Source organism: Streptomyces vulcanius, assembly GCF_042653945.1.
GTDB classification, from domain to species: Bacteria; Actinomycetota; Actinomycetes; order Streptomycetales; family Streptomycetaceae; genus Streptomyces; species Streptomyces mangrovi.
This window is the reverse complement of sequence record NZ_JBHSFK010000013.1, coordinates 177,710-190,499: the sequence shown is the minus strand read 5'-3', so window position 1 is coordinate 190,499 and position 12,790 is coordinate 177,710. Positions and strand designations below refer to the sequence as shown.

Genomic DNA, 12,790 nt, shown 5'->3' with positions numbered 1-12,790 from the left:
CCAGGGGGCAACTGGCGCCTCGAACGGCCGTCCCGGCACCGACGGAGGTCACGTCCACACAGGGCGCCTACCCCAGCAATCACCTTCGTAACGTGGGAAGTTGGCAAGAACGGGGAAGGTTTCGCCGAGCCGCGCGGGCCCGGAAACGCCAGTACCCCCGATCGGTCCGATCGGGGGTACGTGAGCGTGTTGGGCTGGCCGAAACTCGACTTGCCCGGGGGCTGCCCAGGCTCACCGGCTCAGACCGGGAGCGTCCGCGGCTTGTACGACGGCCGCTTGGTCTCGTACGCGGAGATGTCCGCCTCGTTCTGGAGGGTGATGGAGATGTCGTCCAGCCCGTTCAGCAGCCGCCAGCGGGAGTTCTCGTCCAGCTCGAAGGACGCCGTGACACCCTCGGCGCGCACCTCGCGGGCCTCGAGGTCGACGGTGATCTCGGCCTGCGGGTCCCGCTCGGTGAGCTCCTGCAGCGTGTCCACGATCTTCTGCTCCAGAACCACCGTGAGCAGGCCGTTCTTCAGCGAGTTACCGCGGAAGATATCGGCGAACCGGGAGGAGATCACGGTCTTGAAGCCGTAGTTCTGCAGCGCCCAGACGGCGTGCTCACGGGAGGAGCCGGTGCCGAAGTCGGGGCCGGCGACCAGAACGGTCGCGCCCTGCCGCTCGGGGCGGTTGAGGATGAACTTCTCGTCCTTGCGCCAGGCCTCGAACAGCCCGTCCTCGAAACCGTCCCTGGTGACCTTCTTGAGCCAGTGAGCAGGGATGATCTGGTCGGTGTCGACGTTGGAGCGGCGCAGCGGGACGGCCCGGCCGGTGTGCGTGGTGAATGCTTCCATGACTGATCAGACTCCAGCGGGCGCGGGGGTGTCGGCGGACAGGTCGGCGGGGGACGCGAGGTGTCCCAGGACGGCCGTGGCGGCCGCGACCTGCGGAGACACCAGATGCGTACGGCCGCCCTTGCCCTGCCGGCCCTCGAAGTTGCGGTTCGAGGTGGAGGCGGAGCGCTCACCGGGGGCCAGCTGGTCGGGGTTCATGCCGAGACACATCGAGCAGCCCGCGTGCCGCCATTCGGCGCCGGCCTCCTTGAAGACGACGTCCAGACCCTCGGAGACGGCCTGCAGACCGACCCGTGCGGAGCCGGGGACGACCAGCATCCGTACGCCGTCGGCGACTTTGCGGCCCTCGACGATCGCGGCGGCGGCGCGCAGGTCCTCGATACGGCCGTTGGTGCAGGAACCTACGAAGACGGTGTCCACGTTGATGGCGCGCAGCGGCTGCCCGGCCTCCAACCCCATGTATTCCAGGGCCTTTTCGGCGGCGAAACGCTCCGAAGCGTCTTCGTACGAAGCCGGGTCGGGGACGGACGCCGAAAGCGGCGCGCCCTGGCCGGGGTTGGTGCCCCACGTGACGAACGGCGAGAGCGCGGCGGCGTCGATGACGACCTCCGCGTCGAAGACCGCGTCCTCGTCCGTCCGCAGGGTCTTCCAGTACTCCACCGCCGCGTCCCAGTCCGCGCCCTCGGGGGCGTGGGCGCGGCCCTCGAGGTACGCGAAGGTGGTCTCGTCGGGGGCGATCATGCCCGCGCGGGCGCCGGCCTCGATCGACATGTTGCAGATGGTCATCCGGGCCTCCATCGAGAGCTTCTCGATGGCGGAGCCGCGGTACTCCAGGATGTAGCCCTGGCCGCCACCGGTGCCGATCTTCGCGATGATCGCCAGGATCAGGTCCTTGGCGGTGACGCCGTCGGGCAGTTCGCCGTCGACCGTGATCGCCATGGTCTTGGGGCGGGCCAGCGGCAGCGTCTGGGTGGCCAGCACATGCTCGACCTGGGAGGTGCCGATGCCGAACGCCAGCGCGCCGAAGGCGCCGTGGGTGGAGGTGTGCGAGTCGCCGCAGACGACGGTGGTGCCCGGCTGGGTCAGTCCGAGCTGCGGACCCACCACATGGACGACGCCCTGCTCGACGTCGCCGAGCGAGTGCAGCCGCACCCCGAACTCGGCGCAGTTCTTGCGCAGCGTCTCCAGCTGGACGCGGGAGACCGGGTCCGCGATCGGCTTGTCGATGTCGAGGGTCGGGGTGTTGTGGTCCTCGGTGGCGATGGTGAGGTCCAGCCGGCGCACCGGGCGGCCGTTCTGCCGCAGACCGTCGAAGGCCTGGGGGCTGGTCACCTCGTGCAGAAGGTGCAGATCGATGAAGAGAAGGTCGGGCTCGCCCTCGGCGCGCCGGACGACGTGGTCGTCCCAGACCTTCTCCGCGAGTGTCCTACCCATCGCTTTCCCTCCGGCCGGCAGTGACGCTCCGGCCCAACTAGAGATCTTGTGGAGGCGACGCCCACGGGCTTGCTTCTCGGCGTTTCCGGGCACCCGCCGCCAGGCCCGCTGGTCTCCGGGCCGCCATGCTTCCAAGGGTTGCGCGTCTCACGGAAAAATGAACTTGCGTTTCACAGAGTGAGACGGGAATATCGTTTCATGGACAACAGTAGCGGCGTGGGCGTTCTGGACAAGGCGGCCCTTGTCCTGAGCGCCCTGGAGTCCGGTCCGGCCACCCTCGCGGGGCTGGTCGCGGCCACCGGACTCGCACGACCAACGGCCCACAGACTGGCCGTGGCCCTGGAACACCACCGGATGGTGGCACGTGACATGCAGGGCCGTTTCATTCTCGGCCCCCGGCTGGCCGAGCTGGCCGCGGCGGCCGGTGAGGACCGCCTCCTCGCGACGGCCGGCCCGGTGCTCACCCACCTCCGTGACGTGACGGGCGAGAGCGCTCAGCTCTACCGCCGCCAGGGCGACATGCGCATCTGCGTCGCCGCGGCGGAGCGACTGTCCGGTCTCCGGGACACGGTCCCGGTCGGTTCCACGCTCACCATGAAGGCGGGTTCCTCGGCACAGATCCTCATGGCCTGGGAGGAGCCGGAGCGCCTGCACCGCGGCCTCCAGGGCGCCCGCTTCACGGCGACGGCCCTGTCGGGCGTACGGCGCCGGGGCTGGGCCCAGTCGATCGGCGAGCGCGAGCCGGGCGTCGCGTCCGTCTCCGCGCCGGTGCGCGGCCCGTCCAACCGCGTGGTGGCCGCCGTATCCGTCTCGGGCCCCATCGAGCGCCTGACCCGCCACCCGGGCCGCATGCACGCCCAGGCAGTGATCGACGCGGCAGCCCGCCTGTCGGAAGCCCTGCGCCGGACGGGCTGAGCCCCTCGGGAGAAGGCAGGCCCCAACGCCGCGGCAGGCCCCTTCCCGCACGGACCCGGTTCCTCTCGGACTCAGCTCCCCTCCCCCGACCGGTACGCGTACCGGTCCTTCGCGTACCGCCCCCGTTCCCCGAGCGGCACCTGCCCGTGCGCCGCGGCGAGTCCGAACGCCGGCATGTCGGCGTAGACCGCCTCATAGGACCCCTCCGGCACGATGTACGCCTCATGCCAGAGACCCACGTGCCCGCGCGCCTTCCCGCCCTTCTCCAGGCGGTTGATCCTCGCCCAGGCGCGGTGGTGGAACGCGTCGGGCGCACCCGCGTACGTGTACAGCTTCTCCTTGGACTCCCAGTACTGGACGACGTAGTACGTCCGCGGGGAGGCCGTCAGCAGTACGCGGGAGAGCAGCCCGCGGCCCGGATCCTTCTTCAGTTCGGCCAGCATGCGGAACATCGCCAGCATGACCGGCAGCCACTGGTGTACGGCCCAGAAGTGGTTGACTCGCATGCCGATGAGCAGAACGACCACGTCACCGTGGGCGTCTGCGGTGGTACGGGTGGCTTCAGACATGCTTGGATAGTGACACTACCCAAGAAGGGGCGCAAGGTATGCGACTGGCCGAGTTGAGCAAACGCAGCGGGGTGGCCACCGCGACGATCAAGTACTACCTGCGCGAGGGCCTGTTGCCGCCGGGCCGCCAGGTCAACATGACCACCGCCGAGTACGACGAGGAGCATCTGCGCCGGCTGCGGCTGGTGCGGGCGATGATCCAGGTGGGCCGGATCCCGGTGGCGACGGTCAGGGAGGTGCTCGGGCATGTCGACGACGACTCGCTCGGCCGTACGGTCCGTCTCGGCGCGGCCCTGTGGGCGCTGCCGCAGGTCCCGGAGCCGGACGCGGAGGACGAGCACATGGGGGCCGCGCAGACCGAGGCGGACGAACTGCTGCACACCCTGGGCTGGGCGAACGCCCGCATGTTGACCACCATCTCGCCCGCCTACCGCTCACTGGTGGTGGCAGTGGCCGCGCTGCGCCGCGTGGGCTACGACTGGGACGCCGAACTGCTCGTGTCCTACGCCCGGTTGATGCACCGGGCGGCCGTCCTCGACCTGGACTTCGTGGAGACGCGGGAGTCGGAGGCGGAGCGCGTCGAGACCGCTGTACTGGGGGCGGTCCTGGTCGAGCCGATTCTGCGGGCGCTGCACCGGCTGGCGCAGGAGGAGGAGTCGGCGCGGCGGTACGGCTTCGAGTGAGCCCGGGTACGCGCAAGGCCCCCCGCCGAAGCGGGGGGCCTTGCGATGACGTACCCCCGACCGGATTCGAACCGGCGCTACCGCCTTGAGAGGGCGGCGTGCTAGGCCGCTACACAACGGGGGCGTGGACTCTGCGTTTCCGCAGGTCCGAGCTGGTCTACCTGGACTCGAACCAAGACTAACTGAACCAGAATCAGTCGTGCTGCCAATTACACCATAGACCAAAGTGGTTTAGACCAGTCAGTACCCCCGACCGGATTCGAACCGGCGCTACCGCCTTGAGAGGGCGGCGTGCTAGGCCGCTACACAACGGGGGCCCTAGCAGTTCCGAGATGATCGGAACCAGTACCCCCGACCGGATTCGAACCGGCGCTACTGCCTTGAGAGGGCAGCGTGCTAGGCCGCTACACAACGGGGGCGATGCAGATGAGCTCTGCGAGCTGGCCTACCTGGACTCGAACCAAGACTAACTGAACCAGAATCAGTCGTGCTGCCAATTACACCATAGGCCACTGGAACGCAAGCCCCGCAGGGGATCTTGTCCTAGTTTCGCGCCCTGGGTTTCCGGCCTTCCGGCCCGCTCCCCTCGGCGCAGGAAGAACATTACCCGAAGGTGGACGGGGCTCCAAAACGGGTATCCGCGCGGAGGATCGCGGGGAGTTCGGCGAGCGTGGCGATCCGGTGCCGCCCGGTCGGGAGCTCCACGGCCGCCGTACCGCCGTACCGATCGATCCACACGGACAGCAGTCCGGCGTCGGCGGCACCGCGGCCGTCGATCTCCGGGTGGTCGCCGACGTACGCCACCTCGTGCGGCGGCAGCGACAGCGCCTCGCAGGCCGCGAGGAAGGCGGCGGCCTCCGGCTTGGAGACGCCGAGCTCGGCGGCGCACAGGATGCTCTCGAAGCGGTCGTGGACACCGAGGACGCGCAGCTTGTGGTCCTGGACATGGAGGCTGGAGTTGGACAGCACCCCGTGCCGGTGGCTGCCGGCGAGGGCGTCGAGCACCGGCAGGACGTCCGGGAACAGCGCCCAGGCGGCCTCGTAGTGCGCGCGGTAGCGCCGGAACCAGTCCTCGGCCTCGTCGTCCGTCATCTCCGCGCCGAGGAACACCCGTACCCGGTCCCGCCGCTGCTCCTCGAAGCCCACCTCGCCGGCCGCGAACCGCGCCCACTGCTGGTCGGTGACCTCCCGCCACCGGTCGAGTGCCTGCTCGGCGGTGCCGTACCCGGCCATCAGGCCCTCGGCCACGAGATGCGCGCGCATCCCCTCGCGGTCGGCGGTCGTGTAGTCGAAGAGAGTGTCGTCAACGTCCCAGACCACGGCGCGAATGCTCATGTCTCCGACGGTATCTCAGACCGGTGCACCGAGAACCGAACGCCGAGGAGCGGCACCCGGACCGACGGGTGCCGCCCCTCCCCTGCGTCCTACAGCCGCGCCAGCGCCGCGTCGATGCGTGCCAGGGTCTTCTCCTTGCCCAGGACTTCCAGGGACTCGAAGAGGGGGAGGCCCACCGTGCGGCCGGTGACCGCGACCCGGACCGGGGCCTGGGCCTTGCCGAGCTTGAGGCCGTGGGCCTCGCCGGCGGCCAGGACGGCCTCCTTCAGGGACTCCGGGGAGGTCCAGTCGGCCGACTCCAGCTTCTCGCGGGCCGTGCGGAGCAACGCGTCCGAGCCCTCCTTCATCGCCTTCGTCCACGACGCCTCGTCGACGACGGGCTGCGGCAGGAAGAGGAAGTCGACGTTGTCGGTGATCTCGGAGAGGACCTTGAGGCGGGTCTGGGCGTGCGGGGCGATCGCCTCCCACTTCGCCTCGTCGAAGTCCTCCGCGGCCCAGGGGGCGAACGGCGCCCTCAGCCAGGGGGCGCAGCGCTCGGTGAAGTCCTTCACGTCCAGCAGCCGGATGTGGTCGGCGTTGATCGCCTCGCACTTCTTCAGGTCGAAGCGCGCCGGGTTGGGGTTGACGTCCGCGATGTCGAAGGCCGCGATCATCTCGTCCAGCGTGAAGATGTCCTGGTCGGCGGAGAGGGACCAGCCGAGCAGGGACAGGTAGTTGAGCAGACCCTCGGGGAGGAAGCCGCGCTCGCGGTAGAGGTTGAGCGAGGACTCGGGGTCGCGCTTGGAGAGCTTCTTGTTGCCCTCGCCCATCACGTAGGGGAGATGGCCGAAGGACGGCACGGACTTCGCGATGCCGAGTTCGATCAGCGCCTTGTACAGGGCGATCTGGCGGGGGGTGGAGGAGAGGAGGTCCTCGCCGCGCAGGATGTGGGTGATCTCCATCAGGGCGTCGTCGACCGGGTTGACGAGCGTGTAGAGCGGGGCGCCGTTCGCCCGGACGATGCCGTAGTCGGGCACGTTCTCCGGGGTGAACGTCAGCTCGCCGCGGACCAGGTCGGTGAAGGTGATCGTCTCGTCGGGCATCCGGAAGCGGACGATCGGGGTGCGGCCCTGGGCCTCGTACTGCGCCACCTGCGCCTCGGTGAGGTCGCGGCAGTGGCCGTCGTAGCCGGACGGCCTGCCGGCCGCGCGGGCGGCCTCGCGGCGGCTGTCCAGCTCCTCCTGGGAGCAGTAGCAGCGGTACGCGTGGCCGGCGGCGAGGAGCTTGTCGGCCACGTCCTGGTAGATGTCCATGCGCTGCGACTGGCGGTACGGCGCGTGCGGGCCGCCGATCTCGGGGCCCTCGTCCCAGTCGAAGCCCAGCCAGCGCAGCGAGTCGAGCAGCTGCTGGTAGGACTCCTCGGAGTCGCGGGCCGCGTCGGTGTCCTCGATGCGGAAGACCAGCGTGCCCTGGTGGTGCTTGGCGAAGGCCCAGTTGAACAGGGCGGTGCGGACCAGGCCCACATGGGGGTTACCGGTGGGCGAGGGGCAGAAACGTACGCGGACGGGTGCGCTAGCCACGCTTGACAACCTTGTTGGTGAGAGTGCCGATGCCTTCGATGGTGACGGCGACCTCGTCGCCGACAGCCAGGGGGCCGACCCCTGCGGGGGTGCCCGTGAGGATCACGTCGCCGGGGAGCAGCGTCATGGCCTCGGTGATGTTGACGATCAGATCCTCGATGGAGTGGATCATCTCGGTGGTGCGGCCCAGCTGGCGCTGTTCGCCGTTGACCGTGAGCTGGATCGTCAGGTCGGACGCGGTCTTGAGGTCCAGGTCCGTCTCCACCCAGGGGCCCAGCGGGCAGGAGGTGTCGAAGCCCTTGGCCCGCGCCCACTGCTTCTCGCGCCGCTGCACGTCGCGTGCGGTGACGTCGTTCGCGCAGGTGTAGCCGAGGATCACGTCCGCCACGCGCTCGCGCGGGACCTCGCGGCACATGCGGCCGATGACGACCGCGAGCTCGGCCTCGTGGTGCAGTTCCTCGGAGAAGGACGGGTACTGGATGGCGTCGCCGGAGCCGATCACGGAGGTGGACGGCTTGAAGAAGGCGAACGGGGCGTCCGGTACCTCGTTGCCCAGTTCGCGCGCGTGCTCGGCGTAGTTGCGGCCGAAGGCGACGACCTTGTTCGGGAGCACCGGCGGCAGCAGCCTGACCTTGCTCAGCGGGACCTTCGTGCCGGAGAGCTCGAAGTCCGCGAACGGGATGCCCTTGATGATGTCGAGGACGAGCTCGTCCGGCTTGTCGCCCTCGACCGCGCCGAAGGCGACGTTGCCGTCGATGGAGAACCTGGCGATGCGCACGGGTTGGTTGGCCCCTTGAGCTGGCTGGAGTGTGGGGCCCCAGGCTAACGCGGAAGGGCGTCCCCGGCTGGGGACGCCCTTGACATCCGTGGGTGACCGCCCTGAGCATTCGGCGGCCGGTGCGCGTACTTCGGATCGAGAACGTCGGAACTACTGCGCGGCGGAGGCCGTGACCGGGATCTCCATGAGGATGGTGCGCTTGGGGTTGGCGGTCTGGGACGGGAGGTCGACCGAGTGCTCGGGCTGCTCCGGGAGCCGCAGTTCCTCGGCGTCCGTGAGGTGCGCCAGGGTCGTGCGCCGCGGGTTGGCGATCTTGTGGAACATCGGCGCCGTCTTCGTCGTATTCACTGTTGTACTGAACCCTGTCGTGTAGGCGCCGCTGGCGCGGGTTGTCGGATGTGCCGTCCGCGTAAAGCGTCAGGCTAAACATGGGATTCCCGGAGAACGCGTGAAGGCCTCATGATCACTGTGTGAGTTTGCTCACGAATCCACGGTCAAAGCGGTCAATTCCGACCGGCATTCGGCCGCAAGGAAACGGACATTGACCCACTGAAGGGTTTATTCCGCTCCCGATCATGGCGACTGGGACACGAGTCACCCCTCAAGGCTTCACACCCTTATGCCCGCTTTATGTGGGATCTCTTTCCACGTCTCGTAACGTGACCCTCACGTACTGTCACTCATGTCACAGCCCGGCCAACACACCTTGTTGGAGATCCTGCACTGTGCTGGAATCTCTCGGACCGCCGCAGGATCGATGCCGGCGCACTGGGGGCGCACAAGCGCCAGTGGCGGCGGGAAGGGGGAGCCAGCGCCGGGTCACTCACGACCACCCGAGGGGCGCAATTCAGGGCGCCCTTCAACACGCCGACACCGTCCTTCCGTTCACCCGGAGGGGCGCCTGGTCCAGAGGTTGCGACGCTAGTGCAGGGACGTTTCAAGAGGGATGGCAGCGCTTCGGCCGAGCCGGAGCCGCACGGCGGGACTGGCCCGATGGCAGTCGGCTCCTCGCCCCAGCACGCCCAGAACCCGGGCCCGGCAGCGTCCGGCGACGGCGGTGAGCGCCCCGGGCGCCCCGGCGCGTCCGCGTCGCCGAGCCCCACTCCCCCGACTCCGACGGTCAAGTCGCCGACCGGTCCCAGCGGCCCCGGTTCCCGGGTGGCGCTGCGCAACTGGCGGATCTCCACGCGTCTGGTGGCGCTGCTGACCCTGCCGGTGGTCGCGGCCACCACCCTGGGCGGGCTGCGCATCAACCAGTCCATGGACGACATCCAGCAGCTCGACAACATGAAGCTGCTGACGGACATGACCAAGCAGGCCACCGAGCTCTCCGTCGCCCTCCAGGAGGAGCGCGACCGCTCGGCCGGCCCGCTGGCGCACGGCGCGAAGGCCACCGACCCCGCGATCAAGGGCTACCGCGACAAGACGGACCGCGCGCTGTCCGCCTTCCAGGACGCCTCCGAGGAGATCAACGACGCGGCCAGCGACGGCCAGCTCCAGGGCGTCCGCGAGACCCTCATCGGTCTGCTCGGCGACCTGACCAACCTCCAGAAGGTCCGCTCGGACGCTTACGCGGAAGCGGAGACCAACTCCTCCCGGACGGTCGACGCCTACCACCGGCTGATCACCAGCCTCCTCGACCTCTCCGAGGACATGGCGCAGGCCACCAGCAACCCGGAGATGATCCAGCGCACCCGCGCGCTGGCCGCGTTCTCCTCCGCCAAGGAGTGGGCCTCCGTCCAGCGCGCCATGATCTCCGCCGCGCTGCCCGCGACCAACAAGACCGACGGCAAGCTCTCCGAGAACGACCGGCAGTACGCCGAGGCCGCGCTGGAGAACGAGGAGTCCGAGCTCGGCAGCTTCCGCGGTATCTACGGCGACCAGAACGCCGAGGAACTGCTGGCGCCCATCGAGCAGGGCAACGCGGTCATCGAGGAGACGGACACCTACGCCTCCCGCGCGCTCAGCTCCGCCAGTGGTTTCACCTCGCAGGACCGGCGGTCGTACCAGGACTGGTTCGACGACAGCAAGACCAAGATCCAGCAGATGAACAACATCGAGCACACGCTGCTCGAGGACATGGAGCAGAAGGCGCGTGAGCTGCGCGCCGAGTCGGAGCGCGAGGCGTTCATCTCCGGTGCGCTCATCCTGCTCGTGCTCGGTGTCTCGCTGGTCGGCGCCTTCGTCGTCGCCCGGTCCATGATCCGCTCGCTGCGCCGCCTCCAGGAGACCGCCACCAAGGTCGCCCAGGACCGCCTGCCCGAGCTGGTCAAGCAGCTGTCCGAGTCCGACCCGCAGGACGTCGACACGTCCGTGGAGTCGGTCGGTGTGCACTCCCGGGACGAGATCGGCCAGGTGGCCGCGGCCTTCGACGACGTCCACCGCGAGGCGGTCCGGCTCGCTGCCGAGCAGGCCCTGCTGCGGGGCAACGTCAACGCGATGTTCACCAACCTCTCGCGCCGCTCCCAGGGCCTCATCCAGCGTCAGCTCTCGCTCATCTCCGAACTGGAGTCCCGCGAGGCCGACCCGGACCAGCTGTCCTCGCTCTTCAAGCTCGACCACCTCGCGACCCGCATGCGCCGTAACGGCGAGAACCTCCTCGTCCTCGCCGGTGAGGAGCCCGGCCGTCGCTGGACCCGTCCGGTCCCGCTGGTCGACGTGCTGCGCGCCGCCGCGTCCGAGGTGGAGCAGTACGAGCGCATCGAGCTGGCCTCCGTGCCGACCACCGAAGTGGCCGGCCGGGTCGTCAACGACCTCGTGCACCTCCTCGCCGAGCTGCTCGAGAACGCCACCTCGTTCTCCTCGCCGCAGACCAAGGTCAAGGTCACCGGTCACGCGCTGCCCGACGGCCGCGTCCTGATCGAGATCCACGACACCGGCATCGGCCTCTCCCCCGAGGACCTCGCCGCGATCAACGAGCGGCTCGCCTCGCCGCCCACCGTGGACGTGTCGGTCTCCCGGCGCATGGGCCTCTTCGTGGTCGGTCGTCTGTCGCAGCGGCACGGCATCCGCATCCAGCTCCGCCCCTCCGACTCCGGTGGTACGACCGCGCTGGTCATGCTGCCCGTGGACGTCGCCCAGGGCGGCAAGAAGCCCCAGCCCAAGCCCGGTCAGGGCGGTATCGCGGGCGGTCCGGCCGCCGCGCAGGCAGCAGCCGGTGCCGCCGCCGCGCGTCGCCAGGGCGGCCAGCAGGGCGGTGCCCTCGGTACGGCTCCCGCGAGCGGCGGCCGGCTCGCCGCCGGTCAGGGTCCCCGGGCAGCGCTGCCCGGCCGGGACGGCGGTGGCCGCCCCGGTGGCCAGCCGCCGCGCGGACCGCAGCCCCCCGTACCGCCGCAGCAGGACCGTCCGACCCCGGCCGGTGCGGGCGCCGGCTTCGGCGGCCAGGCACCGGGTGCCCCGCAGGGTCTGCAGGCCGCGGGTGCGGGCGGCCAGGACCAGGACTTCTTCGGCGGTGGCGGACGTCCGCCGCAGCGCAAGAACAACAACGGCAACGAGCAGCGTGGCCGCCAGCCGCAGCTCCCGCCGCGCGGTGGTCCGCGCGCGGAGCTGCCCGGTGGCAACCCGCAGCCCCGGGTCACCAGCTGGGGCGACGAGAACGCCCAGCCGCCGGTGCCGCGCACCCCGCTGGACGCTCCGCGCGGCCACGAGGAGCCGGACGTCGCGCAGACCTCGCGCATGCCGCGCTTCGAGGACCACAGGGGTCCAGGAGCCACCGGCGAGATGCCCGCGATCCCCCGGTTCGAGGAGCGTCAGGGCCCGGCCGGTCCCGCCGACTTCGGACGTCCCGCCGACTTCGGCCGTCCCGGCGCGAACGACCCGCAGAGCACGAGCCAGTTCCCGGCCGTCGGCGACCGTCAGGACAGCGGCCAGTTCCAGCGTCCCGGCTCCAACGGCTTCACCCGCTCCGACGTGTTCGGCGCCCCCAGCGCGCCGAGCTCGCCGAACGGACAGCAGGGGCAGAACGGGCGGAGCGCCCCGGCGAACCCGAACCAGTTCGCCCCGCAGGCCTACGACAACGGCTCCACCGGACAGTTCCCGGTGCCCGGCTTCGACAACTCCTCGACCGGTCAGCACGCGCTGCCCGGCCGCCAGGACCCGTCGTCCACGGGCCAGTTCGAACGTCCCCAGAACAACGGAACCGGCGGCTACGGCCTGCCGCAGCCGCCGGTTCCGCCGCGTCCCGCTCACCGTCCCGACCCGGAGGCACTGCCGCCGGCGGGTCCGGGCGACGGACGCACCCCGCTGTACGACACGCTGGAGACCAACTGGTTCCACGGTCCGCAGTCGGACGGCCAAGCCCCCGTACCGCCGGCTCCGCAGCAGCAGCCGCAGGCTCCGGCTGCTCCGCGGCGTCCCGCGGCGGGCAATGCCACCGGCGCCATCGGCTCTTCCTGGCGCACCTCGCCGAACGACGACCTCGTCCGGCAGGCCGAACGCGTCCGGCAGCCGGCCGCGGGCGGCGTCACCACCTCCGGTCTGCCGCGCCGGGTGCCCCGGGCGAACCTCGTCCCGGGCACGGCACAGCAGCAACAGCACCAAGCCGGTCCGCAGGTCTCGCGTGCGCCTGACGACGTACGCGGACGGCTGACCAATCTCCGTCGGGGCATCGCGCAGGGTCGTCAGGCCGGCACCGGTCAGACCGGCAGTTTCCCGAGCCCCACTCACCCGCAGGAGCGTTAGTTGA

At 70.1% G+C, this 12,790-nt stretch carries 10 protein-coding genes and 5 tRNA genes; 3 read left to right on the top strand and 12 right to left on the bottom strand.

Annotation, left to right across the window (positions count from 1 at the left end; all coding sequences use genetic code 11):
• Positions 1-239 precede the first annotated feature (239 nt).
• Positions 240-833, bottom strand: coding sequence for a 3-isopropylmalate dehydratase small subunit (gene leuD / locus ACFPIH_RS21555; RefSeq protein WP_381174568.1), 594 nt, complete (start codon positions 831-833; stop codon positions 240-242).
• Positions 834-839: 6 nt separating this feature from the next.
• Entirely contained in the window at positions 840-2,267 is a 1,428-nt protein-coding gene (gene leuC, locus ACFPIH_RS21550; RefSeq protein ID WP_381174566.1) for a 3-isopropylmalate dehydratase large subunit, read from the bottom strand.
• Positions 2,268-2,465: 198 nt separating this feature from the next.
• Between leuC and ndgR the strand changes: the two genes are divergently transcribed.
• Positions 2,466-3,182, top strand: coding sequence for an IclR family transcriptional regulator NdgR (gene ndgR / locus ACFPIH_RS21545; RefSeq protein WP_015036427.1), 717 nt, complete (start codon positions 2,466-2,468; stop codon positions 3,180-3,182).
• A 71-nt stretch (positions 3,183-3,253) separates the two neighbouring features.
• Here ndgR and ACFPIH_RS21540 read toward each other — a convergent pair whose 3' ends face one another.
• Complete coding sequence (locus ACFPIH_RS21540) at positions 3,254-3,751, bottom strand: DUF4188 domain-containing protein (RefSeq protein ID WP_381174564.1); 498 nt, start codon at positions 3,749-3,751, stop codon at positions 3,254-3,256.
• Positions 3,752-3,789: 38 nt separating this feature from the next.
• Between ACFPIH_RS21540 and ACFPIH_RS21535 the strand changes: the two genes are divergently transcribed.
• Positions 3,790-4,434 (top strand): MerR family transcriptional regulator, encoded by a 645-nt coding sequence (locus tag ACFPIH_RS21535; RefSeq protein WP_381174562.1) that lies wholly within the window; start codon positions 3,790-3,792, stop codon positions 4,432-4,434.
• A gap of 51 nt (positions 4,435-4,485) precedes the next feature.
• Here ACFPIH_RS21535 and ACFPIH_RS21530 read toward each other — a convergent pair.
• From ACFPIH_RS21530 to ACFPIH_RS21490, 9 genes are all read right to left on the bottom strand, one after another.
• A tRNA-Glu gene (locus ACFPIH_RS21530) sits at positions 4,486-4,558 on the bottom strand.
• 28 nt (positions 4,559-4,586) lie between these two features.
• Positions 4,587-4,658, bottom strand: a tRNA-Gln gene (locus ACFPIH_RS21525).
• Between the two features lie 20 nt (positions 4,659-4,678).
• Positions 4,679-4,751: transfer RNA gene (locus ACFPIH_RS21520), tRNA-Glu, on the bottom strand.
• A gap of 29 nt (positions 4,752-4,780) precedes the next feature.
• A tRNA-Glu gene (locus tag ACFPIH_RS21515) sits at positions 4,781-4,853 on the bottom strand.
• Between the two features lie 21 nt (positions 4,854-4,874).
• A tRNA-Gln gene (locus ACFPIH_RS21510) sits at positions 4,875-4,946 on the bottom strand.
• A 91-nt stretch (positions 4,947-5,037) separates the two neighbouring features.
• Positions 5,038-5,769 carry an HAD family hydrolase gene (locus tag ACFPIH_RS21505; RefSeq protein WP_381174560.1) on the bottom strand — a complete coding sequence of 244 codons (732 nt, stop codon included), beginning with the start codon at positions 5,767-5,769 and terminating at the stop codon, positions 5,038-5,040.
• Between the two features lie 89 nt (positions 5,770-5,858).
• On the bottom strand, positions 5,859-7,337 hold the full coding sequence (gene gltX, locus ACFPIH_RS21500; RefSeq protein ID WP_381174558.1) for a glutamate--tRNA ligase: 1,479 nt from the start codon (positions 7,335-7,337) through the stop codon (positions 5,859-5,861).
• Positions 7,321-8,106, bottom strand: coding sequence for a fumarylacetoacetate hydrolase family protein (locus ACFPIH_RS21495; RefSeq protein WP_381174556.1), 786 nt, complete (start codon positions 8,104-8,106; stop codon positions 7,321-7,323). The genes gltX and ACFPIH_RS21495 overlap by 17 nt, the downstream gene beginning before the upstream one ends.
• 150 nt (positions 8,107-8,256) lie before the next feature.
• Positions 8,257-8,454, bottom strand: a complete 198-nt coding sequence (locus ACFPIH_RS21490) for a hypothetical protein (RefSeq protein ID WP_381174718.1) — start codon at positions 8,452-8,454, stop codon at positions 8,257-8,259.
• 576 nt (positions 8,455-9,030) lie between these two features.
• Between ACFPIH_RS21490 and ACFPIH_RS21485 the strand changes: the two genes are divergently transcribed.
• Entirely contained in the window at positions 9,031-12,786 is a 3,756-nt protein-coding gene (locus ACFPIH_RS21485) for a sensor histidine kinase (RefSeq protein ID WP_381174554.1), read from the top strand.
• Positions 12,787-12,790: the final 4 nt, after the last annotated feature.

Bases quoted from the DNA above. Each gene is read 5' to 3' on its own strand.
- leuD (WP_381174568.1), bottom strand. From the start codon at position 833: ATGGAAGCATTCACCACGCACACCGGCCGGGCCGTCCCGCTGCGCCGC.
- leuC (WP_381174566.1), bottom strand. From the start codon at position 2,267: ATGGGTAGGACACTCGCGGAGAAGGTCTGGGACGACCACGTCGTCCGG.
- ndgR (WP_015036427.1), top strand. From the start codon at position 2,466: ATGGACAACAGTAGCGGCGTGGGCGTTCTGGACAAGGCGGCCCTTGTC.
- ACFPIH_RS21540 (WP_381174564.1), bottom strand. From the start codon at position 3,751: ATGTCTGAAGCCACCCGTACCACCGCAGACGCCCACGGTGACGTGGTC.
- ACFPIH_RS21535 (WP_381174562.1), top strand. From the start codon at position 3,790: ATGCGACTGGCCGAGTTGAGCAAACGCAGCGGGGTGGCCACCGCGACG.
- ACFPIH_RS21505 (WP_381174560.1), bottom strand. From the start codon at position 5,769: ATGAGCATTCGCGCCGTGGTCTGGGACGTTGACGACACTCTCTTCGAC.